16 protein-coding genes and 1 pseudogene are annotated in these 25,660 nt (G+C 67.0%); 8 read left to right on the top strand and 9 right to left on the bottom strand.

Annotated elements, in window-relative coordinates; all coding sequences use genetic code 11:
• Positions 1–26 precede the first annotated feature (26 nt).
• On the top strand, positions 27–2,543 hold the full coding sequence (locus tag AC5RWD_RS11505) for a DNA gyrase/topoisomerase IV subunit A (RefSeq protein ID WP_494020130.1): 2,517 nt from the start codon (positions 27–29) through the stop codon (positions 2,541–2,543).
• A gap of 9 nt (positions 2,544–2,552) precedes the next feature.
• Positions 2,553–3,071: a DinB family protein gene (locus AC5RWD_RS11500; protein WP_494020129.1), complete on the top strand. Its 519-nt coding sequence runs from the start codon at positions 2,553–2,555 to the stop codon at positions 3,069–3,071.
• Positions 3,072–3,129: 58 nt separating this feature from the next.
• On the opposite strand, the gene AC5RWD_RS11495 is transcribed toward AC5RWD_RS11500, so the two are convergent.
• A complete protein-coding gene (locus tag AC5RWD_RS11495; protein WP_494020128.1) occupies positions 3,130–4,182 on the bottom strand; it encodes a GNAT family N-acetyltransferase in 1,053 nt (350 codons plus the stop codon).
• 183 nt (positions 4,183–4,365) lie between these two features.
• Between AC5RWD_RS11495 and AC5RWD_RS11490 the strand changes: the two genes are divergently transcribed.
• Entirely contained in the window at positions 4,366–4,596 is a 231-nt protein-coding gene (locus AC5RWD_RS11490) for a zinc-ribbon domain-containing protein (RefSeq protein WP_494020127.1), read from the top strand.
• A 170-nt stretch (positions 4,597–4,766) separates the two neighbouring features.
• The gene (gene katG, locus AC5RWD_RS11485; protein ID WP_494020126.1) at positions 4,767–7,061 is read left to right on the top strand and encodes a catalase/peroxidase HPI; all 2,295 of its coding nucleotides are present in this window, start codon (positions 4,767–4,769) and stop codon (positions 7,059–7,061) included.
• A gap of 102 nt (positions 7,062–7,163) precedes the next feature.
• Here the strand turns inward: katG and cydD are convergent, their stop codons facing one another.
• The 3 genes from cydD to AC5RWD_RS11470 are packed head-to-tail and all read right to left on the bottom strand — an operon-like array spanning position 7,164 to position 13,377.
• Positions 7,164–10,685: a thiol reductant ABC exporter subunit CydD gene (gene cydD, locus AC5RWD_RS11480; protein WP_494020125.1), complete on the bottom strand. Its 3,522-nt coding sequence runs from the start codon at positions 10,683–10,685 to the stop codon at positions 7,164–7,166.
• Positions 10,686–10,691: 6 nt separating this feature from the next.
• Positions 10,692–11,741, bottom strand: a complete 1,050-nt coding sequence (gene cydB, locus AC5RWD_RS11475; protein ID WP_494020124.1) for a cytochrome d ubiquinol oxidase subunit II — start codon at positions 11,739–11,741, stop codon at positions 10,692–10,694.
• Positions 11,742–11,775: 34 nt separating this feature from the next.
• Positions 11,776–13,377 (bottom strand): cytochrome ubiquinol oxidase subunit I, encoded by a 1,602-nt coding sequence (locus tag AC5RWD_RS11470; protein WP_494020123.1) that lies wholly within the window; start codon positions 13,375–13,377, stop codon positions 11,776–11,778.
• A 273-nt stretch (positions 13,378–13,650) separates the two neighbouring features.
• On the opposite strand from AC5RWD_RS11470, the gene AC5RWD_RS11465 reads away from it, so the two are divergent.
• The gene (locus AC5RWD_RS11465; protein WP_056628644.1) at positions 13,651–14,037 is read left to right on the top strand and encodes a BlaI/MecI/CopY family transcriptional regulator; all 387 of its coding nucleotides are present in this window, start codon (positions 13,651–13,653) and stop codon (positions 14,035–14,037) included.
• 6 nt (positions 14,038–14,043) lie between these two features.
• Positions 14,044–15,027, top strand: a complete 984-nt coding sequence (locus AC5RWD_RS11460; protein WP_494020122.1) for a M56 family metallopeptidase — start codon at positions 14,044–14,046, stop codon at positions 15,025–15,027.
• A gap of 104 nt (positions 15,028–15,131) precedes the next feature.
• Here AC5RWD_RS11460 and AC5RWD_RS11455 read toward each other — a convergent pair whose 3' ends face one another.
• Positions 15,132–17,237 carry a DNA gyrase/topoisomerase IV subunit B gene (locus AC5RWD_RS11455; protein ID WP_494020121.1) on the bottom strand — a complete coding sequence of 702 codons (2,106 nt, stop codon included), beginning with the start codon at positions 17,235–17,237 and terminating at the stop codon, positions 15,132–15,134.
• 223 nt (positions 17,238–17,460) lie between these two features.
• Between AC5RWD_RS11455 and AC5RWD_RS11450 the strand changes: the two genes are divergently transcribed.
• Positions 17,461–17,682: a DUF7455 domain-containing protein gene (locus AC5RWD_RS11450; RefSeq protein ID WP_494020120.1), complete on the top strand. Its 222-nt coding sequence runs from the start codon at positions 17,461–17,463 to the stop codon at positions 17,680–17,682.
• A gap of 523 nt (positions 17,683–18,205) precedes the next feature.
• A pseudogene (locus AC5RWD_RS11445) lies at positions 18,206–19,528 on the top strand (HNH endonuclease).
• Positions 19,529–19,721: 193 nt separating this feature from the next.
• Here the strand turns inward: AC5RWD_RS11445 and AC5RWD_RS11440 are convergent.
• The 4 genes from AC5RWD_RS11440 to AC5RWD_RS11425 form a co-directional block, all read right to left on the bottom strand.
• The gene (locus AC5RWD_RS11440; RefSeq protein ID WP_494020119.1) at positions 19,722–20,996 is read right to left on the bottom strand and encodes an RNA polymerase sigma factor; all 1,275 of its coding nucleotides are present in this window, start codon (positions 20,994–20,996) and stop codon (positions 19,722–19,724) included.
• A 405-nt stretch (positions 20,997–21,401) separates the two neighbouring features.
• Positions 21,402–23,102 carry a DUF4192 family protein gene (locus AC5RWD_RS11435; protein WP_494020118.1) on the bottom strand — a complete coding sequence of 567 codons (1,701 nt, stop codon included), beginning with the start codon at positions 23,100–23,102 and terminating at the stop codon, positions 21,402–21,404.
• An 84-nt stretch (positions 23,103–23,186) separates the two neighbouring features.
• A complete protein-coding gene (locus tag AC5RWD_RS11430; protein ID WP_494020117.1) occupies positions 23,187–24,527 on the bottom strand; it encodes an MFS transporter in 1,341 nt (446 codons plus the stop codon).
• Between the two features lie 93 nt (positions 24,528–24,620).
• Positions 24,621–25,559 carry a proteasome assembly chaperone family protein gene (locus tag AC5RWD_RS11425; protein WP_494020116.1) on the bottom strand — a complete coding sequence of 313 codons (939 nt, stop codon included), beginning with the start codon at positions 25,557–25,559 and terminating at the stop codon, positions 24,621–24,623.
• Positions 25,560–25,660 lie beyond the last annotated feature (101 nt).

Below are 25,660 nucleotides of genomic sequence, written 5' to 3'. Positions count from 1 at the left end.
CACCCCAAAAAGGATCCACCAGCCCCATGGCACGCCGCCAAACACGCACCCCCGCAGGGGAAACAGTCCAGGACTACACCGAAAACATCGTTGACATCGACGTGACTTCCGAAATGGAAGGCTCCTTCCTGGAGTACGCGTACTCGGTCATCTATTCCCGGGCCCTGCCCGACGCCCGGGACGGCCTCAAGCCCGTCCAGCGCCGCATCCTCTACATGATGAGCGACATGGGCCTCCGTCCGGACCGTGGCCACGTCAAGAGCGCCCGCGTCGTGGGTGAGGTCATGGGAAAGCTCCACCCGCACGGCGACACCGCCATCTACGACGCCATGGTGCGCATGGCCCAGGACTTCTCGCTACGGCTCCCCCTGATCGACGGCCATGGTAACTTCGGCTCGCTCGACGACGGCCCCGCGGCACCGCGGTACACCGAGGCCCGCCTTGCGGCGGCAGCGCTCACCATGACGGACCACCTCGACGAGGACGTGGTGGACTTCGTCCCCAACTACGACAACCAGCTAACCCAGCCGGAGGTCCTGCCCGCAGCGTTCCCCAACCTGCTGGTCAACGGCACCACCGGCATTGCCGTCGGCATGGCCACGAACATGGCGCCGCACAACCTCGTGGAGGTCATCTCCGCCGCCCGGCACCTCATCGCGAACCCGGACGCCACCCTGGAAGACATCATGCGGTTCGTCCCCGGCCCCGACCTGCCCACCGGCGGGCGCATCGTGGGCCTGGACGGCATCCGGGACGCCTACGCCACGGGCCGCGGCTCCTTCAAGACCCGTGCCAAGGTGGAGGTGGAGCAGCTCTCGGCCCGCCGGACGGGCCTCGTGGTCACCGAACTGCCGTACATGGTGGGTCCGGAAAAGGTGATCGAAAAGATCAAGGACGCGGTCAACGGCAAGAAGCTCGCTGGCATCAGCGATGTCGTGGACCTGACCGACCGCAAGCACGGCCTGCGGCTGGTCATCGAGCTGAAGAACGGTTTCAACCCCAACGCCGTCCTCCAGCAGCTCTACCGCTACTCGCCGATGGAGGATTCCTTTGGCATCAACAACGTCACCCTCGTGGACGGACAGCCGCAGACGCTGGGCCTGCTGCAGCTGCTCACCGTGTATGTGGACCACCGCATCTCGGTGGTGCGGCGCCGGACGGTGTTCCGGCTTGGCAAGAAGAAGGACCGCCTCCACCTGGTGGAGGGTCTGCTCATCGCCATCGTGGACATTGACGAGGTCATCCAGATCATCCGGTCCTCGGACGAGGCTTCCGCCGCCCGCGAACGGCTCATGTCCATCTACGACCTCTCCGAGATCCAGGCCAACTACATCCTCGAGCTCCGGCTCCGCCAGCTGACCAAATACAGCCGGATCGAACTGGAGAAGGAGCAGGACGAGCTCCGCAGGGAAATCGCCGAACTCGAGGCCATCCTCGAATCGGATCAGTTGCTGCGGGACCTGGTGTCCGGCGAACTCGGGGAGATCGCCGAGAAGTACGGCACGCCGCGGCGTACGGTGCTTCTGGAGTCCGAGGCCGTGTCCCCCACGGTTGCCAGCGCCGCCGTCGTCGACGGCAAGGCAGGCGTCAAGGGCAAGCCCGCCCCCCTGGCCCTCGAGATTGCGGACGACCCCTGCTGGGCGATCCTCACAGCCTCCGGCCAGATTGCCCGGACGGCCAACCAGGACAGCCTGGCCGAGACCGGGCCCCGTACCAAACACGACGTGTTCCGCTCGGTGGTCAAGACCTCGGCCCGGGGCGAGATCGCGGCAATCACCTCCCAGGGGCGCATGCTCCGGATCCAGGTCATGGACATGCCCGTGCTCCCGCCGGTCTCAGGCCTGCCGAACCTGGCCGGCGGTGTTCCGGCCAAGGACTTCATCACCCTCCTGAAGGGTGAGTCGCTCGTGGCGTTCGCTCCGCTCGATGAGGTGCTGGCGCTTGGCACGGCGCAGGGCATCGTGAAGCGGGTGCAGCCGGACTACCCCCTGAACCGCGAGGACTGGGAAGTGATCACGCTCAAGGACAAGGACACCGTGGTGGGCGTGGCGCCGGCAGGGTCCGACGACGCCGACCTGGTATTCCTGACGCGGCAGGCACAGCTGCTCCGGTTTAGCGCCGCCGTCGTCCGCCCGCAGGGCAGGACCGCCGGGGGCATGGCCGGCATCAAGCTTGCCGCCGGCGACCAGGTGGTGTTCTTCGGCGCGGTCGCCCCCGGTGACGACGCCGCCGTCGTCGTCACCATTTCCGGCACGGAAGGTGCCCTGCCGGGCACTGCCCCCGGGGCCGCCAAGGTGACGGCCTTTGCCGAGTACCCGGCCAAGGGCCGCGCCACCGCAGGGGTCCGGGCACACCGGTTCCTGAAGGGCGAGGACACGCTGCTGCTGGCCTGGGCCGGGCATGGCCCTGCGAAGGCGTCGTCGTCGGCAGGGGTGGCCCGCTCGCTGCCCCAGGAGCACGGCCGGCGCGACGGGTCGGGCATTCCGCTCTCCCAGGCGGTGGACGTGATCGGCCCAAGCATGGCCTGGCCGGAATCCGCCTAGACTACTGGCATGCCTATCGTCCCGGATGAAAAGGACTGGACCTGGGTCCTGTCCCGCCCCTGCACGCAGTGCGGCTTCGACGCGTCCACCGTCACCCCGTCCACGGTTCCCGGCAGCGTCGAAAACATGCTGCCGCGCTGGCGGGCCGTGCTCCGGCGGCCGGACGCCACCGAGCGGCCGGACAGCAGCACCTGGTCCGCACTGGAGTACGCCTGCCATGTCAGGGATGTGTTCAGCCTCTTCGACCGCCGCCTGAACCTGATGCTCACGGACGACGACGCCCGGTTTGAGAACTGGGACCAGGACCGGACTGCGGTGGACAGCGATTACGCGAACGCCGACCCTGCCGTAGTGAGCGCCGAGCTCACAGCGGAGGGTGAACAGGTGGCCGCCTCCTTCGCCAGGGTCCAGGAGCCGCAGTGGGGCCGGAGAGGGCTGCGCAGCAACGGCTCGGAGTTCACCGTCCTGACACTCGCACAGTATTTCCTGCACGACGTCGTCCATCACCTGGCGGACGTCGACGGCTGACCTGCTGTTGACAGCTAGCCCGGGCCTGCGGTTGACAGTTAGCCCGGTTTTCGCCCGGCTAGAGGACCTTGTCCCAGGCCAGGCTGGTGTTGACCGGGGCGTAGCCCATCTTGCGGTACAGCGCCATGGCGCCGGTGGGGTTCTCGGAATCCACATCCAGGGACGCCTTGTCCATGCCTGCGGCGGCGAAACGCCGCATGGCATCGGCCAGGAGCGCCTGCGCGATGCCGCGGCCGCGGAATTCCCGGCGGACACCAAGCAGGTCCGTGTAGCCCTCGGTGAATCCGCGCGTTACGGCGGTGTCGGGGTCGTGGCTGGCCAGCTGGTACCCAACGACCTCACCCGTGCTGCTCGCCAGCACGACGGCGCTGAGATCGGGCCGGGCCAGGGGATCGTTGACCACGAAGCCCCATGACTCCTCGTCCCGCGGTTCGCTTCCCCAGTGGTCAGCGAAGATCTGGTTGTGCGCGAGGCGCACGGCTTCGCTCAGCCCTGGCTCCATCGGCACCAGCTCCAGGCCGTGGTCCAGTGGTGCCTCGGGTAGCGGAGCAGAGAGCGAACGGTGCATCTCGTTGTAATAGCGGACCACGGCATACCCGTTCTCCTCCAGGAGCGCGCACTGGTGCTGCTGCTTCTGTTCGATGAAAATCCGCAGCCGCGGTACCGGCGCCGCGCTGGCCGAACCTGCACCTGCCTCTTCCCCGCCGGCATCCTCAGCAAACCGCTGCCGGGTCCGCGCCTCCAGCCACGACAGGAGGGCTGAGCCGACGCCGCGGCGCTGCCACTGCGGGTCCACGGCACAAAATCCGTGAGCCTTTGCCCCGTCCTTGTTCTTGGTCAGGCGGGCGTAGGCCCTGGGGACACCGTCGGGGTCCAGGCCAAGGACTGTGTTCGGCCCCACCGGGTTGTTTTGGGACGCCATGATCTGTTCCAGGTCCGCCCGCCGCTCAAACCACACCGGCTGCTCGGCAGCCGCCGTCCGGGCGATCAGCGCAGCCCACGCATCCAGGTCCGCGGGGCTGGCGCTGCGCCAGTGCAGTTCCGGGAAGTCGACGGCGGGCAGCTCCCCGGAGCCGGGCGTTGGCAGGCCGGAGGCGTCGTTGTGCGTCATGGCATCAGGCTAGCTGCCGGGAAGTAGCCGCGCCATCCTTCCAGGTGCGTGGCTGCTCCGGACGCTGCGGGGCTGATCTCGACGCTGCGCGGCTGTCCCCTGACGCTGCGGGGCGGCACCCCGTAGGCTGGGGAGATTACCGGGCTGGGGCGATAGCGGCCATCGTTCCCTGAAAGGCGCAAAATGCTTCTACTCTTCGGATTCAAGACTGTTCAGAAGCTGCTGCCGGGCCGGTCGGCCACCTGCCAGTACTGCCGCGTGTTCGCCCACCAGCACCTTGAGGAGCGCGCCACCAAGTTCACGCTGTTCTTCATCCCGGTTTTCACCACCTCCCGCTCCTACCGGATCACCTGCTCGAACTGCGGCGCCTCCTCAGTGCTCAGCGGAGGCCAGAAGAATGCACTCGCGGGCTAGGAACCCCTGAAGCCGCCGGATTACTCCGGCGCGGGGGCTTGGGTGCGCAGGGCAACCGGACGTGCCGGCACCAAGAGGCCCTTCCCGGGCTGGTCGTTCATGGTCAAAATGGGTGGGTTAGACCGGTTGCCCGAGTCCGACCGCGGCCTCGGCCATATGGAAGGATGCACATGACTGATCATCAGGACCACGCGCCGGTGCCGACGCCGGGAAGCGCCCAAGGTCTGGACCAAAAGGTTGAGGGTGGGTGCCCGGTCGCCCACGACAGCGTGACATCGCATGGCAGCGAGAGTGAGAACCCGGCGATCGACTCGCCGCAGCCCAAGGCACACCGCCCGCGGACCGTCGCGGACTGGTGGCCGAACCAGCTTGACCTCTCCGTGCTCCACGCCCACCACCCGGCAGGCAACCCGCTCGGCCCCACGTTCAGCTACCGGGAGGAGTTCCAGAAGCTCGACGTCGAGGCGCTCAAGCAGGACATCGTCCAGGTGCTGACCACGTCGCAGGACTGGTGGCCGGCAGACTTCGGCCACTACGGCGGCCTGATGATCCGGCTGAGCTGGCACGCCGCGGGCACCTACCGCGTCCACGACGGCCGCGGCGGCGCAGGGGACGGCAGCCAACGGTTCGCGCCGCTCAACAGCTGGCCGGACAACGCCAACCTGGACAAGGCCCGGCGGCTGCTGTGGCCGGTGAAGCAGAAATACGGCCAGAAGCTCTCCTGGGCCGACCTGCTGGTCCTTGCCGGGAATGTCGCACTCGAGTCGATGGGCTTCAAGACCTTCGGTTTCGCCTTCGGCCGCGAGGACGTGTGGGAGCCCGAGGAGATCTTCTGGGGACCCGAGGACACCTGGCTCGGCGACGAACGCTACATCGGCGAAGGCAACATGGCGGAGGAAGTGGGCTCCACCGAGATGGGCCTGATCTACGTCAACCCCGAGGGGCCGATGGGTAATCCGGACCCGCGCGCGGCAGCTGCGTTCATCCGGGAGACCTTCAAGCGCATGGCGATGAACGATGAGGAGACCGTCGCGCTGATCGCCGGCGGCCACACTTTCGGCAAGACCCACGGCGCCGGCGGGGCCGATGCGCACGTCGGCCCCGAGCCGGAGGCTGCGGACCTTGAGACGCAGGGCCTGGGCTGGCTCAGCACCTATGGGTCCGGAAAGGGAGCGGATACGATCACCTCCGGACTGGAGGTCACGTGGACCGACCGCCCCACGGAGTGGAGCAACCGCTTCTTCGAGATTCTGTTTGAACACGAGTGGGAGCTCGTCAAGAGCCCCGGCGGTGCCAACCAATGGGTGGCCAAGGACGCCCCCGAGATCATCCCGGACGCCCACGACCCCGCGAAGAAGCACCGGCCCACGATGCTCACCACGGATCTCTCGCTGCGCTTCGACCCCACCTATGAGCAGATCTCGCGGCGCTTCCTGGAGAATCCCGACGAGTTCGCGCTCGCGTTCGCCAAGGCCTGGTACAAGCTGCTTCACCGCGACATGGGTCCCGTCGGCCCCCACCTGCTCGGACCGTGGGTCCCCGAGCCGCAACTCTGGCAGGACCCCATCCCGAAGGTCGACCACGAGCTGATCGGTGACGCGGACATCCCTTCGCTCAAGGCCGAACTCCTGGAATCGGGCCTGACAGTTTCGCAGCTCGCGGGCACGGCATGGGCGGCGGCCTCCACCTTCCGCAAGACGGACAAGCGCGGCGGCGCAAACGGAGCACGGATCCGGCTGGAGCCGCAGAACGCCTGGGAAGTCAACGAGCCTGAGCATTTGACAAATTCGCTGCAGGCGATCGAGTCGGTGCAGCAGCGGTTCAACTCGGCACAGACCGGGAACAAGAAGGTCTCGCTGGCAGACCTGATCGTCCTCGGCGGCTGCGCAGCAGTGGAGAAGGCCGCGAAGGACGCCGGGTTCGCCGTCACCGTGCCGTTCCGGCCCGGCCGCAGCGATGCTTCCCAGGACCAGACCGACGTCGATTCGTTCCAATACCTGCAGCCGCGGGCTGACGGGTTCCGCAACTACATGCGGCCCGGCGGGAAGCTCCAGCCGGAGACCCTCCTGCTGGACAAGGCGTACCTGCTTGGCCTCTCGGCGCCGGAGATGACCGCGCTCGTCGGCGGCATGCGTGCCCTCGGCACCAACGTCGGCGGCTCCGCCCATGGCATCCTCACGGACAAACCCCAGGTCCTGACGAACGACTTCTTCGTCAACCTGCTCTCACCGGGAACCCGGTGGAAGGCCTCGGAGGGGGAGGAAAACGTCTACGAGATCAGCGACATCACCACGGGTGAGGTGAGGTGGACCGCCACACCGGTCGACCTGGTCTTCGGCTCCAACTCCCAGCTCCGGGCCATGGCCGAGGTCTACGCGAGCGACGACGCCGGGGAGAAGTTCGTCAACGACTTCGTGGCGGCCTGGGTGAAGGTCATGGAGCTCGACCGCTTCGACCTGAGCTGACAAAGGCTTCCGGGCCGGCCAGAGCTGCCGCCGGCCCGGAAGCGTCCACCCACCGTGGGCCTGCGCGGACCCCGCCGGACCCGCAAGATCCCGCCCTGCGGGTTATCCAGCCCGGCCGGTCACCAGGGCCACTGGCACGGAGTCGGGGCGTCCGGGGCGCAGGTCCAGGAGTGCATCCGCTGGACTGATGTCGGCGGGGTTGTGCGTGACCAGCACCACCGTGCGGGAGGCAAGTCCGGCACGCAGATCCGCGATCATGGCCAGGCCTGCTTCGGCGTCGAGGTGCGCCGTGGGCTCGTCCAGGAGGATCACATCGGCCTGCGTCATGAGGGTACGCGCGACTGCCAGCCGCTGCCGCTCGCCGCCGCTGAGAAACGCTCCGCCCGGACCAATGCGGGTATCCAGGCCGTCTTCCAGGCGCTCCAGCAGGGGCGCCAGTCCGACTGCCGCCAGCGCTTCGCGCATCGCCTGCTCGGTCTCCTCCGCAGTCCCCGCACCTGACTCCTGCGGCGGGCTGCCGAGCAGCAGGTTCCCGCGGACGGTGGAGTCGAAGAGGTGTGCCTCCTGCGGGCACCACGCCGCGGTGCCAGTCACCGCGATGCGGCCTGCCGCTGCAGGGAGAAAGCCCAGCATCACTGCCAGCAGCGTGGACTTGCCGGCGCCGGACGGGCCGGTCACCGCAAGCCAGCGGCCGGGCTCTGCCACGGCTGACAGGTCACTGAAGACCGCATTGCCCCCCGGCCACGCGGCCGACAACCCGTCCAGTTCAACGCCCGGCTGCCCAAGCCCGCGGGGTGCCGGCCGGGAAACCTGCCCTGTGCCATCGCGGTCAGCGCTGGGTTCCCCCGGCTGCAGGACGCCCGACTCACCGATACGGCGCAGGACCGCACGAAGGGCCGGAAGCTGCCGGACCGCCGTCGTCATGCCCCCAAACGGTTCCGCGAGCGCCAACTGTAAAAGGACCACGACGCCGACCGTGGTGGCCGGAACGGAACCGGCCAGAACCTGCGGGGCCGCCAGCACCGCGCTGTAGAGGGCGCCGGCGCCGCAGGCGGCCACGGTAAGGGCCTGGCCGAGTCCTTCAGCCCAGGCCGAACGCCGTGCTGCGCCGGTGGCGTCCCGGTCCAGCGTGCGGATGCCGTCCAGAACCGGCTGCTTCGCGCCATTAGCGTGCAGTTCCGCCCTGGCATCAAGGGCGGCGGCGACCCGACGGAGGACCCCGGAGCGCAGCCGCTGCTCAGCCTTTGCCGACATCCGGTCCGCGAGCAGCGCCGCGGCGGGCGCGGTCACCAGGCTCACCAGGGCGGCGGCGAGCACGGCCGGCAGGGCCGCCGGAATCAGCCAGGCAACCGTACCGGCGCCGGCTGCCGCCACCGCAACTGCGGTAACCGGAGGCAGCACCACCCGCGGGAGCAGGTCCCGGACGGTGTCCACGTCCTCGATGACGGCACCCAGGACATTGCCGCCCTGCAGCAGCCGGCGCAGGGACAGTGCCCGCTGGCTGAGGGACGCCCAGAGGCCGCCGCGGAGCTTCGTCAGGGAGGCAAACACAGCTTCATGCAGGAGGAGCCGCTCGCAGTAGCGCAGAACGGCCCGCCCGATCCCGAAGAAGCGGACACCCACAATGGCAGTCAGGAGGTACAGGATCGGCGGCTGCTCACTGGCACGCAGGATGAGCCACCCGGACAGCCCGGACAGCGCGACGGCGAAAAGGGCGGCCAGGCCACCGACGATCCCGGATGCTGCGAACCGTCCACGGACGGGCGCGAGCAGCCGGGCGAGCATCGATGCAGTGTGGGCCGGACCGACTCGTGCCTCGGCGGCCGGGACACGGGCTGCCGCACTGCCGGCCACCGCAGCGGGGGCACCCCCGCCGTCGGCCCGTACACTGCGGTCAACGGCACTGGCCGAAACCTGGGCAGCCGGCAAAATCCCACCGGCATTGGACGCAGCAGTGGCCTCAGCTCCGGCCTCAGCTCCGCGGCCCGGCAGCGGCACGATCCGGTCGGCAAGCTCCCGCGTCTGACGGTCATGGGCCACCAAGACGACGGTGGCCCGGCCGCGCAGCGCACGGATCGCACCATGGACACGGATGGCCGAGTCCCGGTCCAGGTGGGCGGTGGGCTCGTCCAGGAGCAATACCGTGGCCCCTGCTTCGACGCGGGCCAGGCCACGGGCAAGGGCGACCCGGCGCAGCTCGCCGGGGCTAAGTTCGGCCGGATGTTTGTCCGCCAGGTGGGCCGCGCCGACGGCTGCCAGGCAACGCAGCACTCCCCCGCCATATGATCCCTCGCCGACGGCTGTACCGGCTGCTGCCGTGCCGGCTGTCAGGTACAGCAGAACCTCCCCGCGCACGGTGTCCGCCACCATCACCGGATGCTGTGGCACCCAGGCCACCTCGCCTGGCGCAAATCCCTCGATGCTTCCGGACACCGCTGTGCCGCCGCCGTTTCCGACAGTGCCCGCGAGAACGCCCAGCACGGTGCTCTTGCCTGCCCCGCTGGGACCGTCGAGGGCGGTGACCAGTCCGGCAGACGCCGAAAAACTGAGTGGCCCCAAGGCGGGACCCTGCCGTCCCGGATAACTGACCGTGAGGTCCCGGACCGTCAGGCCCGCCGGTCTGTCCGGACCGGCGATCTGCACGCCGGAAGGCTCGTCCGTCGGGGCCGGACCCGGCACCAGCCGCCGGAGCTCCGGGGCCTCCAGCACCGCCGTGGTTTCGGCAAGTGCTGCCCGGCCGTCGTCGCTCGCGTGGTGGGCGGTTCCCAGCTCACGGAGCGGAAGGTAGCAGTCCGGGGCGAGGATGAGCGCCAGCAGCCCGGCTTCCAGAGCCATGTCGCCGTGGACGAGGCGGACGCCAATGAAGACCGCCACCACCGCGACGGAGATCGTGGCGATCAGTTCCAGGGCAAGCGCGGAGAGGAACGCGGTCCGCAGGGTGCCCATTGTCCGCTGCCGGTAGTCCTCGGAGATGTCCTCCAGGGCGCGGCGCTGGGCGGCTGCCCGGCCGAGCCCCACCAGCACCGGCAGCCCCTTGGCGAGTTCGAGCATGTGCCCGGACAGCCGGGAGAGGGCGGCCTGGGCGTCCCGAACCTTGTCCTCGGTGTAGCGGCCGATCAGCACCATGAATATGGGGACCAGGGGCACGGTCAGCACGATCACCACCGCGCTGACCCAGTCGGCGAAAAGGATCCGGGCGCCGAGCAGCAGCGGTATGACCGCGCAGTTCACCAGCGCGGGAAGGTACTGCGCGTAGTAGCTGTCCAGGGCATCCAGTCCGCGCGTCGCAAGCACGGCCAGGCCGCCGTCGGAGGGGCCGGCGGCCCGGACTCCGTTGCGCAGTGCCGTCTCCAGGAGCTGCGCCCGCAGTTCCTCCTTGACTCCCAGGGCGGCGCGCCTCGCGGCGACGCCCTGTGCCCAGACCGTGACGGACCGCAGCACCACGCCGGCTGCACCCCAGCCCAGCTGGTCACCCCATGCGGCGTCCTGGGTCATGAGGCCTGCGAGCACGGACGCGACGGCCTGTCCCATGAGAACCAGGGACAGGGCCTTCAGTGCGGCCAGCAGGCCAAGGCCGTAGAGGGCACGGCGGGTGGAGGGTCCGGACGGGAACTGGGGTTTCACAGCGGATCAGTCTTTCCTGATGAGGGCTTTCGCGGCGACCGCGGGCAGGAAGCTGTGTGCCTCCGGGATGTGGGCGGCGCTGACGCGGCGGCGGAACACCCAGTACGTCCAGGCCTGGTAGGCGATCACCAGCGGCAGCCCGACGCACGCCACGATGCTCATCAGGCCGAGGGTGTAGTCGGAGGATGAGGCGTTGGCGATGGTGAGGTTGAAGGCGGGGTCGATGGTGGACGGCAGGACCACCGGGAAGACCGCGCCGAAGACGGAGGCGGAGCCGCCCAGCAGGAACACGCCGGTTGCCAGGAACGCCCGGCCTTCGTTTCCCTTCCGGGCCTGGGCCCAGGCGACGGCTGCGGCGACCACGGCGACCGCAAGGACAGCCAGCGTCCAGGCTTCACCGCTGAGGACCTGCACGCCGATAGCCCACCCGGCCATCGGGAGGAGCAGTACGGGGAGCAGCCTGATGAACCACTGCCGCGCCCGGTGCCGGACGTCGCCGTCGGTCTTCAGTGCCAGGAACGCCAGGGCGTGCAGCAGGGCGAAGCAAACCACCGCCAGGCCTCCCAGCACGGCGTACCAGCTGAACCAGGAGAACGGCCCGCCGTCGCGGTCGCCGTTGGCGTCCAGCGGCAGCCCGGTGGTGGTCAGGCCCAGCGCGGCACCCACGCCGAAGGCGGCAAGGAAGGAGCCGGCGGCGATCGCCCAGTCCCAGGTGTTCCGCCAGCGGTCAGTGTCCACTTTCCCGCGGTATTCGAACGCGACCGCCCTGAAGATCAGCGCGACGAGGACCAGCAGCAGCGGCAGGTACAGGGCAGAGAACAGGGAGGCGTACCAGAACGGGAAGGCGGCGAAGGTGGCGCCGCCGGCTGTCAGGAGCCAGACCTCATTCCCGTCCCAGACCGGCCCGATGGTGTTCAGGAGCACCCGGCGTTCGGTGTTGTTGCGGGCGAAGAGCTTCATCAGCATCCCGACGCCCAGGTCGAAGCCCTCCAGGAAGAGGTAGCCGGTCCACAGGACGGCGATGGCAATGAACCAGATGGTCGGCAGCAGTTCCATGCTTTGTATCCTCGGGTCTTAATAGGCTCGGGTCTTAGTAGGCGAAGGCCAGGACGTCGTCGGGGGTGCCTGGCTTGTCCGGTCCGCCGCCGCGGGGTGTAGCGTCCTCGTTCTCGTCGACCGGCGCGTGGACCAGTTCCGGCATGGCCGAGACGACGCCGCCGCGCACGTATTTCACCAGGAGCTTCACTTCCACCACCAGGAGCACCGCGTAGATCAGGGTGAGCACAACGAGGGAGGTCAGGATTTCACCGGCGGATACCCCTGGCGAAACGGCCGCGGCGGTGAACATGAACACCTGGTCGATGCCGTTGAGGTCGGGGTTGGGGGCAACCACGAAGGGCTGCCGGCCCATTTCCGTGAAGATCCAGCCCGCGGCGTTGGCACCGAAGGGTGCCAGGATGCCGAACACGGCCAGCCGCATCAGCCAGCGCGACTCGGGCACGGTCCCCTTGCGGGTCAGCCAGAGTGCCACCAAAGCGGCGAGGGCCGCAAGACCGCCAAATCCGATCATGGCGCGGAAGCCCCAGTAGGTGACCTCCATGACCGGAACGTACTGGATCTCCTGGCCGGCCCGGTCACCGTAGATGGGGTTGTCCGGGACGTGCGTGCCGTAGTTCGCCTTGTATTCGTCGATCAGGCTGTTCACGCCCTTGACCTCGGTGGTGAAGTCGCCCTTGGCAAGGTAGGAGAGAATTCCCGGGACCTCGATCAGCGCCACGATGTCGTCGCAGTTGCGGGAGCCGACGTTGCCCACGCTCAGGACGGAGAAACCCGTCCCGTCGTGGCATGCGGCCTCGGCTGCGGCCATCTTCATGGGCTGCTGTTCGAACATCAGCTTGCCCTGCAGGTCACCAGTAAGGGCGGTTCCGGCAAAGGAGATCATTGCGACGACGGCGCCGATCCGCAGCGACTTGATCCAGACTGAGTAGTCGGTGCGGTCGCGACCCGGGATCTCGGCCTCCCCGGCAACCACCTTGCCGTCCGCGCCGATGGTGTCGATGCCGTCGCGGCGCCTGCGCCAGAGGTGGTACCAGGCGATGCCCAGCAGGAACCCGCCGGCCACGGCAAGGGCACCAAAGAGGGTGTGCGGCACGGCCACCAGGGCGGTGTTGTTGGTGAAGACGGCCCAGGCGTCGGTCATGACCGGGCGCCCGTCAATCATCGTGACGCCGACGGGGTGCTGCATCCAGCTGTTGGCCACGATGATGAAGTACGCGGAGAAGAACGAGCCGACCACGGCGATCCAGAGGCACGCGAGATGCACGCCCTTCTTCAGCTGCTTCCAGCCGAAGATCCACAGGCCCAGGAAGGTTGACTCGACAAAGAACGCCAGCAGTGCCTCAAGGGCCAGCGGAGCGCCGAAGACGTCACCCACGAAGCGGCTGTATTCGCTCCACGCCATGCCGAACTGGAACTCCTGGACGATACCTGTGGCCACGCCCATGATGAAGTTGATCAGGAAGAGCTTTCCCCAGAACTTGGTCATCCGCAGGTAGGCCGGATTCGCGGTGCGGTACCAGACAGTCTGCATCACCGCGACGACCAGGCCCAGGCCGATAGTCAGCGGCACCATCATGAAGTGGTAGACGGTGGTGATTCCGAATTGCCAGCGTGCGATTTCCAAGGCGTCCAAGGCGGGTCCCTACTTACGGTTGGGTCTAGCTCTCCAGCGTTGTTTTCTACACAACGTAGAACTTCAACTTCTACAGAGTGTAGAACACAGGTCGAACACTGTAAACACGGTTGCATGCACATCGGAGGAACGCAATCACCCGCGACGCGCCGAACGTTCTACCTCATGTAGAAACAAGCGGCCAAACGCGATAGATTTGGAGTTGCAGTATTGGAATCACGGCACGGGCCGGGCGATCGGCTCCTGGCAGTGCGTCGTCAAAAGGATGTACAGATGGCAAGTCTTGGGGAACTGGAACGCGCAGTCATGGACCTGCTCTGGGCGGGCCACGAAGCAGCCACGGCCAACACGCTGCGGGACATGCTTGCGCAGAGCACGGCAGCGCACGGCGGAGCAGCAGGGCATGAGGGCAAGGACCTGGCGGTAACCACCGTCCTGACGGTCCTTTCGCGACTCGAAAAGAAGGGCCTCGTGGAACGCGAACGCGGCACCCGGCCTCACCGCTACCAGGCTGTCTCCAGCCGCGAAGACCACACCGCCGAGCTCATGCACGAAGTGCTGGGATCTGCTCCGGACCGCGAGGCCGTACTGGCCCGGTTCATCGGTTCGGTGACGGAAAGTGAAGCCGAAACACTGCGCAAACTGCTTGGCCACAGCTAGCACCAGATGTTCTGGACCTCATATTTCCTGGCGGTCCTGGCGATAGTACTGGCCTGGCCGGTACCTATCCTTCTTTCGCGAGCCCACTGGCCTGCTCGCGACCCCTTTACGGCCATGGTGCTGTGGCAGGCCATCGCCCTCGCCGGTGGCCTGTCCATGATCGGCGCCATGCTGGTTTACGGCCTCGAACCCGTCGGCGACAACCTGATTGCCGGCCTGCGCGCGCTGGCAGGAATGGTCCTGTTTGCAGCGCCCACCACAGCGCTGGGTTTCTGGCACCTCTTTGCGCTCTCCGCAGCCGCACTGCTGACAGCGCACCTCGTTTTCACGCTGCTGCTGACCTATTACAAGATCGAGCGCCAGCGCAGGCGCCACCGCGAACTCCTGGCCCTCCTCGCCTCGCCGTCCGACGACGGGCCAGGCACCGTGGTCATCAATCACGATTCCCCCGTGGCGTACTGCCTGCCCGGCGGCGCCCGCTCCGTCACGGTCCTCTCGGACGGACTGATGGCCGCCCTCGAACCGGCGGAGCTGCGCGCCGTCCTGATTCACGAGAACGCGCACCTCACCCAGCGACACCACCTGCTGCTGTGGGCCTTCGCCGCCTGGCGCCAGGCACTGCCGTGGCTGCCCACTACTCGCCTGGCCCAGGAAGCCGTGAACTCCCTCATCGAAATGCTTGCTGACGATGTTGCCCTCAAGACGGAGAGCAAGGTAACACTGATCAAGGCGATAGCCATCGTCGCCAGCGGCTCGTCGGCCCCGCAGGGAGCGGACGTGGAACCGGCCGGCCTGGCTGGGGCCGGGCTGCAGCTGCCGGACGCGTCGGGCGGCGCCGGTTCGGCGAGCACGACGGCGTCACGCGTCAGCCGCCTTCTCTCACCCCAGCCTCCGCTCGCCGGCGGTCTTCGCGCCGCTGTTTTGGGCGTGTGCACGCTGCTGCTGGCGATGCCTACCGCGTTGCTGATCGTTCCCGGATTGCTGGGCTGAGCCGGCCCGCGGGCCGAGGCCGGCTGGTGCCACTTTTTTCGGCGTCGGCTCATAGGGGCCGGTCTTAGTTCCGGCTCTCAGGGGACGGTTCTTAGGGGCCCTTCCTAGGCGTCGATGCGTTCGCGGTCCAGGCTGGAGGCCCCGGCGATGATGAAGTCCTTGCGCGGCGCGACGTCCGATCCCATCAGCAGGTCGAACGTGGCTTCCGCCTGCTGGGCGTTCTCGATGTTCACCTTGCGGAGCATGCGGTGCCGCGGGTCCATGGTGGTTTCGGCCAGCTGCTCAGCATCCATCTCACCCAGGCCCTTGTAGCGCTGGATGGGTTCCTTGTACTTCCGGCCTTCGGCTGCGAGCTTCGCCAGCAGGGCGTGCAGCTCAGCCTCGGAATAGGTGTAGACCATCTCGTTGGCCTTCTGGCCGGGATTGATGACTTCCACCCGGTGCAGCGGCGGCACGGCAGCGAAGACCCGGCCTTCCTCCACCATGGGCCGCATGTAGCGGAAGAAAAGGGTGAGCAGCAGCGTGCGGATGTGGGCGCCGTCGACGTCGGCGTCGGTCATCAGGATGACCTTCCCGTAGCGGGCGGCCTCGATCGCGAAGCTGCGTCCGGACCCGGCCCCGACCACCTGGATGAGGGCCGCGCACTCTGCGTTCGAGAGCATGTCCCCTACGGAGGCCTTCTGGACGTTGAGGATCTTGCCGCGGATCGGCAGCAAAGCCTGGAAGTCGGAGGAGCGGGCCAGCTTGGCCGTGCCGAGGGCCGAGTCGCCCTCCACGATGAACAGTTCGGAGCGGGAGACGTCGTCGGTACGGCAGTCTGCGAGCTTGGTGGGCATCGACGACGACTCAAGCGCGGTCTTGCGGCGCTGTGTCTCCTTGTGGACGCGCGCCGAAATCCGCGACTTCATCTCGCTGACGATCTTTTCCAGCAGCAACGCCGACTGCGCCTTGTCGTTGCGGTTCGAGGAGTTGAGCTTGGCCGTGATCTCCTTCTCCACCACTCGGGCCACGATGGCCTTGACCGCCGAGGTGCCGAGGATTTCCTTTGTCTGACCCTCAAACTGCGGCTCGGCAAGCCGGACGGTCAGGACGGCGGTGAGCCCGGCGAAGATGTCGTCCTTCTCGATTTTGTCGTTGCCGGCCTTGAGTTTCCGCGCGTTGGCTTCCACGGCCTTCCGGAACGTCTTTACGAGGGCCTGCTCGAAGCCGGCCTGGTGGGTGCCGCCCTTCGGGGTAGAGATGATGTTCACGAAGCTGCGGACAGAGGTGTCGTAGCCGATCCCCCAGCGCAGTGCGACGTCCACTTCGCAGTCGCGCTCCACTTCCGCGATCTTGCTGTGGCCCTTCTCATCCAGCACGGGCACGGTTTCCTTGAACTTGCCGGCGCCGTGCAGGCGCCAGACGTCCGTGACCCCGGAGTCTGCGGCGAGGAACTCCACGAACTCGGAAATGCCGCCGTCGTGATGGAACACCTCTTCGTGCGGGCCGAGCTCCCCCGGCGTGCCGGGGAGCCTGCGCTCATCGCGGACGGTGATCTTCAGGCCGGGGACCAGGAAGGAGGTCTGCCGGGCCCGGGCGGTGAGTTCCTCGTAGGAGAACCGGGCATCCTGCGTAAAGATCTGGGTGTCTGCCCAGTAGCGGATACGTGTTCCGGTGACGCCGCGCTTGGCCTTGCCGACGACGTCGAGGACAGAGTCTTCGACGAACGGAGCGAATGTGGCGGTCGGGTTGGGACGGCCGTTGTCGTTGAAGCGGCCTGGCTCACCCCGGCGGAAGGACATCCTGTACGTCTTGCCGCCCCGGTCCACCTCGGCGTCGAGACGTGCCGAGAGCGCGTTGACGACGGATGCCCCGACGCCGTGCAGGCCGCCGGAGGCCGTGTAGGAGCCGCCGCCAAACTTGCCGCCCGCGTGCAGCTTGGTGAAGACCACCTCGACGCCGGTGAGGCCAGTCTTTGGTTCGACGTCGACGGGAATGCCGCGGCCGTCGTCGTGGATCTCTACAGAGTTGTCCGCGTGCAGGATGATCTTGATGTCGTGGCCAAAGCCGGCCAGCGCCTCGTCGACGGAGTTGTCGATGATTTCCCAGAGGCAGTGCATGAGGCCGCGGGAGTCCGTGGATCCGATGTACATGCCGGGGCGTTTGCGCACGGCCTCCAGCCCCTCCAGCACCGAAAGGTGGCGGGCGGTGTAATCAGAACTCGGTGCCACAGGTTGTGAACTCCTTCAGGAACGGGCCGGCTAGGCGTTAAATGGCTCCCTCTAGCCTAGTCCTGCTGCCGCCGAACGCCTGACTGCCACTCCGACACAGCACCCGGCTCCGCGTGTTCGTTACGCAGACGTGATACGCGGACAGCGAAAGTGACCCATCCTTGCCATGGTTTAGCGGCGAATGCTGGTTATATAGATGTACAGATCTACTAAGGAGGCCGACATGACAACAGCAGTTGCCGACCGCACACTCACCGCAGCTGACCGGTGTGACCGCTGCGGAGCGCAGGCATACGTCCGGGCTGTACTCGAGACCTCCGGAGGCGAGCTGCTCTTCTGCGCTCACCATTCACGCGCCGTCGAAGCGACCCTGAGGCCGCTTAGCTCCGATTGGCACGATGAGACGGACCGGCTGCACGAAAAGGCACCGGTCCCGGTCGACTAGACAACCAGACTCAAAGCCAGGATCCCCGCACGGGGGTCCTGGCTTTTTCTTTCTCCAGCTCCGCTGCCCGTGGCTGTTCCCGCGGCGCTAAATTGTCGGTCCCCCTTGGCAGACTGTGTGCATGGGAGGCATGGGGAATGCAGCACTGACAGCGGGAGCGCCACACGGCGGTGTTCTGCTGGCTGCTGCCCCAGTTCCTGACGCCCTTCTTCCAACCGCCGTTGTTACAGACGCAGTCTTTCCTTTTGACGCGATACCCGAGGAAGCGTTCACGGGCGGCGGGTTCCCGTCCGATCAGTTCGCCAACGGCGTGCTGCCGGATGACGCGGACGACGTCCCGAACTTCGTGTACCCGGACGACGTTTTCCCCGAGGACCCTTTCCCCGGGGGACAGTTTGCCGACGGCGTTTTCCCCGAGGACCCCTTCCCCGAGCTTCTCTTTAAGGACGTCCTGTTTGCAGATGTCCCGTTGGCCGTCGGTGGTACCACCGGGACTGCCGGGCGCACGCCCGGAACGTCGCGGGTGGATCTGGCGGACCGGGTCGCGGCGGCAACAGCTCTTCTGCGGGCGGACCTCACCGCCGACGGTGCCGGCCTGATCGACCAGACCAAGGCGCTGGAGAAACTCAAATGCTGGGCCGCCGGGCAGCAGGCCCGGCTAGCCGTCGCCTTTGAACTCCGCCACCGCCGGGAACACGCCCACCACGGAACGCAGGCAGACCTTGCGCAGGACAAACCTAAGACATTGACTGCGGAGGACCTGGGCAAGCCACGGCCCAAGGAACAGACCATGGGAGCGGCCGAGCAGATCGCCCTGGCCCGGGGCGAGTCCCCGCACCGCGGCGGCCGTCTCCTCGGCATGGGCAAGGCCCTGGTCACCGAGATGCCCCACACCCTGGCCGCCCTGGACACCGGCCAGCTCAACGAAGAACGCACCATGCACGTGGTGAAAGAAACAGCCTGCCTGAGCGTGGAGGACCGGGCAGCGATCGATGAGGAACTGGCCGCGGATACAGGGACTTTCACTGGCGCCGGGACCCGGGCCGTCATCGCCGCTGTCAAGGCCGCCGCTATCCGGCGGGACTCCCGCTCCGTCACCCAGCGCGCCAGCCACGCCGCGTCGGAGCGGTCCGTCAGCCTGCGCCCCGCCCCGGACTGACCTACCTGACGGCGCTGCTGCCCGCCCACCAGGGAGTCGCCGTCTACGCCGCCCTGACCCGGCACGCCGACACCCTCAAATCTGCCGGTGACCCGCGCTCCCGGAACCAGGCCATGGCCGACACCCTCATCGAACGGACCACCGGCACCCCCGGCGACATCACCGGCATCGACATCAGCCTCGTCATGACCGACCGCACCCTCCACCAAGCCGACACCGAACCCGCCCGCCTCACCGGCTACGGCACCGTCCCCGCCACCTGGGCACGGGAGCTGATAACGCAGGAAAAGAGTGACGGACGTGAGGAACTGAAAACCTGGCTCCGCCGCCCCTACACCGCCCCCAGGACCGGCGACCTCGTCGCCATGCACTCACGAAGACGCCTGTTCCCGCCAAAGCTGCGCCGCTTCATCCAGATCCGCGACAACACCTGCCGCACACCCTACTGCGACGCACCCATCCGCCACCACGACCACATCATCCCCTGGCACGACGACGGTCCAACATCCCTGGCCAACGGCGCCGGACTCTGCGAAGCCTGCAACCACACCAAAGAACTACCCGGCTGGAAAACCCAACCCAGACCAGGACCCCGGCACACCATCGAAATCACCACACCCAACCGGCCACACCTACCACTCAACCGCGCCACCACTGCCCGGGACCAGGCTGACTGAACTGGGCTAGCGGGAACCGGTGGGCGAGGAATTCGTTACCAGCCGTGCTCGTGCACATCCTTCGTGCTCCTGCAGGTGATTATTGTCGCCTCGGTGCTGATGTCCCCGCGGCACGACAAAGGCCAGGCTTGCCGCCGAATTACGGCGGAAGGCCTGGCCCCAGTTCGCGTTTACCGGTCCAGTAAGAACCGGTCCAGTGTTTCCTAGTCCAGGTAGTCCCGCAGCACCTGCGACCGGGAGGGGTGGCGGAGCTTGGACATGGTCTTGGATTCAATCTGACGGATGCGCTCACGGGTGACGCCGTAGACCTTGCCGATTTCGTCTAAAGTCTTCGGCTGGCCATCCGTGAGGCCGAACCGCATGGCAACAACGCCGGCTTCGCGCTCGGACAGCGTGTCCAGCACGGAGTGCAGCTGTTCCTGCAGCAGCGTGAAGCTCACAGCATCGGCGGGAACCACTGCTTCGGAGTCCTCAATGAGGTCGCCGAATTCGGAGTCGCCGTCCTCGCCGAGCGGCGTGTGGAGCGAAATGGGCTCGCGCCCGTACTTCTGGACTTCGACGACCTTCTCAGGCGTCATGTCCAGCTCGAGCGCCAACTCTTCAGGCGTGGGTTCGCGGCCGAGGTCCTGCAGCATCTGTCGCTGGACGCGGGCCAGCTTGTTGATGACTTCCACCATGTGCACCGGAATACGGATGGTACGGGCCTGGTCCGCCATGGCACGGGTGATGGCCTGGCGGATCCACCAGGTGGCGTACGTGGAGAACTTGAAGCCCTTGGTGTAGTCGAACTTCTCTACAGCACGGATGAGGCCGAGGTTGCCTTCCTGGATGAGGTCCAGGAACAGCATGCCGCGACCGGTGTAGCGCTTGGCCAGCGACACTACGAGGCGGAGGTTGGCCTCGAGCAGGTGGTTCTTGGCGCGCTTGCCGTCATGGATGATGAACTCAAGCTCGCGCTTGTACTTCGGATCCATGGAGCCGTCGTCGGCAGCGATCTTCTCTTCGGCGAACAGGCCGGCCTCGATGCGAAGCGCGAGGTCAACTTCCTGTTCGGCGTTGAGCAGGGCTACCTTACCGATCTGCTTCAGGTAGTCCTTGACGGGGTCGGCGGTGGCGCCGGCAGACATGACCTGTTGGACAGGTGCGTCGTCGTCGTCGGCGTCGGAGTAAACGAATCCCGAGCCGGTAGGCGCTGCGGCTTCCTTGCCGGCCTCGTCGGGTTCATCGACCAGATCAGCGGTGTCCGGCTGCACGTCGTCGAGGTCCTCCTCGACTTCCACGTCGGCATCGTCATCGGTTGAGCGGCTTCCGGCAGCTTCGGCTGCAGCCTTTGCTCCGGGTTTGGGTCCGCGCTTCTTGGGCTCGGGCTTCCCAGCGGCACGGGTGGCGGCACGCTTAGCGCTGGGTGCCGCCGGCTTCTCCTCGGCAGTTTCAACGGCCAGGGCGGCGGGTTCCTTCTTCGCGGAAGACGGGGTCACAGAAAACCTTTCTAGCAGCGGTCTGTGGAGTCACCTTCGGGCAACACCACTATGACCCTGTCAAGTCCGTGATTGACATCAGATGCAACCGACCGACAGGGCCACTAAGTAGAACTGCCGGGGCGGCCGCAATGTTCCCGAATCGGACCCACTGCAAGCATTGATTCACGGACCCAACCGGGTCTCGGCCTCCATTGTCTCATGATTTTCCGCGCCAGGGGCCGAGCGGATCGTAATACGCCCTCGCGACGGGATGCGCCAGCTTCGGCACGCCCCTCGGTCGGGCCGGACACAGTGGTCCGGGGCCCGGCCCTGATCCCATATCCGAACTCAGCCCCGCGTATCCAAATTCAGCCCGCGTATCCGAGAAGCCCGGCCACGCCGCTGCCTGGCCCGGGCCACTCTCTAGGCGGCGTCCGATCCGAATTTCTGCCAAGCGGCCTCGCGTCGCCCGGCCCAGCCACAGATTGTTCCGCGCCGGACCACTTCGGACAGCAGCTCGGCCAGCCGATATCCCGGTGTGGCTTCCAGTGCCTGGGTCAATGATGCGTGTGCGAAGGACCCCCTCCCCCTGCACCATTCGATCCAGCCGGTGGCCGTCAGCGCTGCAGCCTGGGCCTCACCCCCGCCATACGACGACAGCTCCGCCATCAGGCCCTCTAGGCGTTTCAGAGTGTCCCAGTCCGGCACCGTCGGACTTAGGCCCAATAGGACTTCGCCATAACCGGGCAGGGCATCCGGGCCGCCGCTGGAAGCAGGCGCATGGACAGAACGGCCGGTGGCCGTCCCCCGGCCCCGGTAATTGCCGCTCTGTGCTGTTCCCCGGAACTGTTCTATTCCGGAGACCGAGGCCGTTCCGGGCGCCTGTTCTATTCCGGAGACCGAGGCCGTTCCGGGCGCCTGTTCTGTTCCGGAGACCGAGGCCGTTCCGGGCGCCTGTTCTATTCCGGAGACCGAGGCCGTTCCGGGCGCCTGTTCTGTTCCGGAGACCGGGGCGGTTCCGGATACCGATGATGCAAGCCTGCCGTCGTTGGCCCGGCCAGGGAACCCGCTCGGGGATGGCAGTGACCGCGGCAGCGGCGGGCAGGACACGGGGAGTCCAGCCCCGGCAGAGAAGATTCCGAAGGCTTCGGCTCCAAACGCCGCCGCGGTGCGTCCCGCCGCGCCCATGACCAGGACCGCGTCTCGCCAGGCCGGAACATGCAGGGACGCGCGCAGGAACCCGGCGAGCTGCGGTTCAAGCCTGCTTCCGGGGCCAGCCGCAAGTGGACCTGGCGCAAGGTGTCCGCCTCGCTCCAGAACGGCTTCAGGCGGAACGGCTTCAGGCGGAACGGTTTCACGAGGAATAGCTTCAGGCGAGACGGCTTCCAGCGCAGCTGCCCAGGCATCGAGGACCGCATCAAACTGTGCCCGATGAGACCCCTTGCCGGTCAGGGCCAGGCTCCACTCGCGTTCTGCTGCCATGACGGCGGCGTCCGCCGCAGTCGTCCTGGCATTGCGGGGTGAAGGAGCTCCGGGAGGCGCACCGACGCTGCTGCCCAGATACACCATCTCCGCGTTGAGCCGGCTGTCCCGGATCTCGGCCACGGAGCGGCCGGGCATCGGGCAGCAGCTGCCATCAGTGCAGTACAGGTTGCGCCAGTACTCTGCACCAACGCGCCAGGCATCCCGCACCGGCATGCCCGCCAGTCCGAGCGCGCATTCCAGGTCCGCGAGCAGGTGCCGAAACGACGCCGCCGCCCCTTCCCCACTGCCGGCGTCGTGAGAACCGCTGCCTTCCCCACTGCCCTCGTCAAAACCGGCGTCGGTAAAGAAGACCAGCAGCGTTCCGTCGGCGTCCTTGTCCGCCAGAAGGTACTCCGCCACCGTCCTCGCGAACGCCTCCCTGGCGCGGCGGCCGCCGTCCGGGAGGTCGACCCGAAGAGTCGCCCCGAGGCGCTTGCCCTGCATGGTCATGGCCACGAGGCTCTGCGACGGCCAATATCCCAGGCTGTGCGGAATGTAACCAAGGATGTCTTCGGGACCGCTGATAGTGAGATGCTCCGGTGCTGTCATGGAACCAGCTTCCGACGGCGGCAACACCGGCACGAGAGGCAGCCTCTGCATGTGGATAATCAGGGCTATGTGGACAACGAACGGTGCGGACCTGTGCGCCACGGCAGGCAAAGGCGACGTCAGCGGGTATGAAAGCTAGTCGCGGGAAGGGGTCTTGCGGCGGGCAATCCGTTGCCGCCGCTGCTGGGCCATTGCCTGCAGCAGCGGCGGGACCACCACTCCCTGGGCAGCCATCTGCCGGCGGACTTTGCGCCGCACCACCAGCATGGCGACGGACCCGACGCCGAGGAGCAGGAAGTGCACGCAAAGCGCAATGCGGAAGGGCTCCAGGCCATAGAGCTCCCCGCGGGAAAAGCCCGTGGAGTTAAGGATGTCCAGTACTGCACCGATGAGGTAGATGGCGATCAGCGCTGCGAAGAAGCCACCCACGTTGACGATGCCGGTGGCGGTTCCGATCCGGTGCGCCGGATTGAAGGTGCGGGCAAAATCGAAGCCGATCATGGAGCCCGGGCCGCCGATGGCCAGCACCACGACGAGAACCGCCAGCAGCCACAGCGGTGAGCGGCCGGGATACAGCAGCACGGCACCCCAGGCCGCCGCGGTGGCAGCAACAAGGAGGAGGACCATAGTGGAGCGCCGAAGGGGGTGCCGTGAAACAAAGCGCCCTATCAGCGGCCCGGCTCCAATGGCACCGGCCACGTACAGGGACATGAGCGACGCCACCGTGCCGGCATTGAGACCCTGCGCCGAAATCAGGAAAGGGTAGCCCCAGGTCATGGCGAACACCGTGCCACTGAACTGGATGGTGAAGTGGCTCCACATCCCCAGCCGCGTCCCCGGCTGCTTCCACGCACGCGACAGGGACACGCCGGTGGCACGCAACCCCTTGGCAGACTCCTGCTTGGGCGTGCCGGGCGGTACGTCCTGCAGCATCAGGACCACCAGCACGACGGCGACCCCGGAGAATCCCGCGAGCGCAAGGAAGGCCGGGGTCCAGCCTGCAGTGTGCAGGATGAAGGCGAACGGCACCACGCTCAGCAACTGGCCCAGCTGTCCGGACATGCCGGTCAGCTGGGTCAGCAGCGGAACCCGGGCCGGCGCGAACCACAGCGGAATCAGCCGGATGACGGATATGAAGGTCATGGCATCGCCGGCACCCACGAGCACGCGGCCAAGCACTCCGGCCGGGACGCTGTCCGCAAATGCCAACTGCAGCTGGCCGAGGCCCATCAGCAGGGCGCCCACGGCAATCATGGCCCGTGAACCGAACCTGTCCACCAGCACGCCCACCGGAATCTGAAGACCGGCGTACACCAGCAGCTGCAGCACTGTGAAAAAGGAAATGGCCGAAGCGCTGGCATGGAACCTCTCGGTGGCCTCAAGGCCGACCACACCGAACGACGTACGCTGCGTCACAGCCACGAGGTACGAAAAGATGCCAATGGTCCAAATGAGCCAGGCGCGGGGTGCAGTCACCCTTTTATTATCCCCGGCACTGGCAAAAATACTATTTTATTTGCCCGGATTTGGCCCTTCAGTGACGAGGCTTATGCCGCCCAGTGACGGGGCTTACGGCGCAGGGTTCTCCCGCGCCAGGTAAGCCTCCACAGCGGCGCCCAGCGCGCCGGCGTCGGGCAGTTCATCATTTTCGTTGGCAAGCAGCGACCGGCGCACCGTGCCCTCCGCCTTTTCGTCATAACGGGCCTCGAGCCGGGCCACCACCTGCTGGACTTCCTCGGACGCCGCGATCTGCTCGGCAATCTGCCGGCCCACTTCACGGCCGGACTCGCGCAGCCGGTCGGTCGGCAGCATCAGCGAGGTGGCGGCCCCCAGGTACTCCAGGCCGGCCACAGCAGCCGTGGGGTACTCCGCCTCGGCGAGGTAGTGCGGCACGTGGATGACATACCCGGCTACGTTGCGGCCGGCGTCGGTCAGGCGGAGTTCCAGGACATGCCCGACGGCGGCCGGCACTTCCACGGTCGGCTTCCAGGACGAGATGCCTTCAATGAGCTCCGGCCGGTTGCCGTGCACGGTCACCCCGACCGGACGGGTGTGGGGCACGGGCATAGGAATGGAGTGGATCCAGGTCACCAGGTTGACGTCCAGGGCTTCGACGATCTGCACCACGGCACGGGCAAAGCGTTCCCACTGCAGGTCCGGCTCGAAGCCGGCAAGGAACAGGAAGGGCTTGCCCAGCCCGTCAACCAGCCTGTACAGGGCCAGGGTGGGCGGCTGGTAGTCCTGCAGATGGTCCTCGACAAAGGTTACATGCGGGCGCCGGGACCGGTAGTCCATCAGCTGGTCGGCGTCGAACACGGCCACACGCTCGGAATCGAGTGTGTCCAGCAGCTCGTCCGTGATCTGCCGGACCACGTGGCCGGCATCAGCGAAACCGGTAAAGCCCATCACCAGGTTCAGCCCGCGGAGCTCAGGGTTGTGGAACAGCCCAATGTTCTTGGCATAGAGCGCGTCGGGGTCCAGCAGCGAGCCGGAAATCCTTTCAAACACGGCGAGTTCCTTTCGTGGTCGGGGTTAATCTTCATAACACCACGAAGAGCGGCGTCATTCCTCGGGGCGCTGTGGCACGGATCTCAACCGGCCCATTTCCC

The organism is Arthrobacter sp. CMU6 (genome assembly GCF_059090205.1).
Note: the sequence above shows the minus strand (reverse complement) of the source record. Positions and strands in the feature narration are given on the sequence as shown.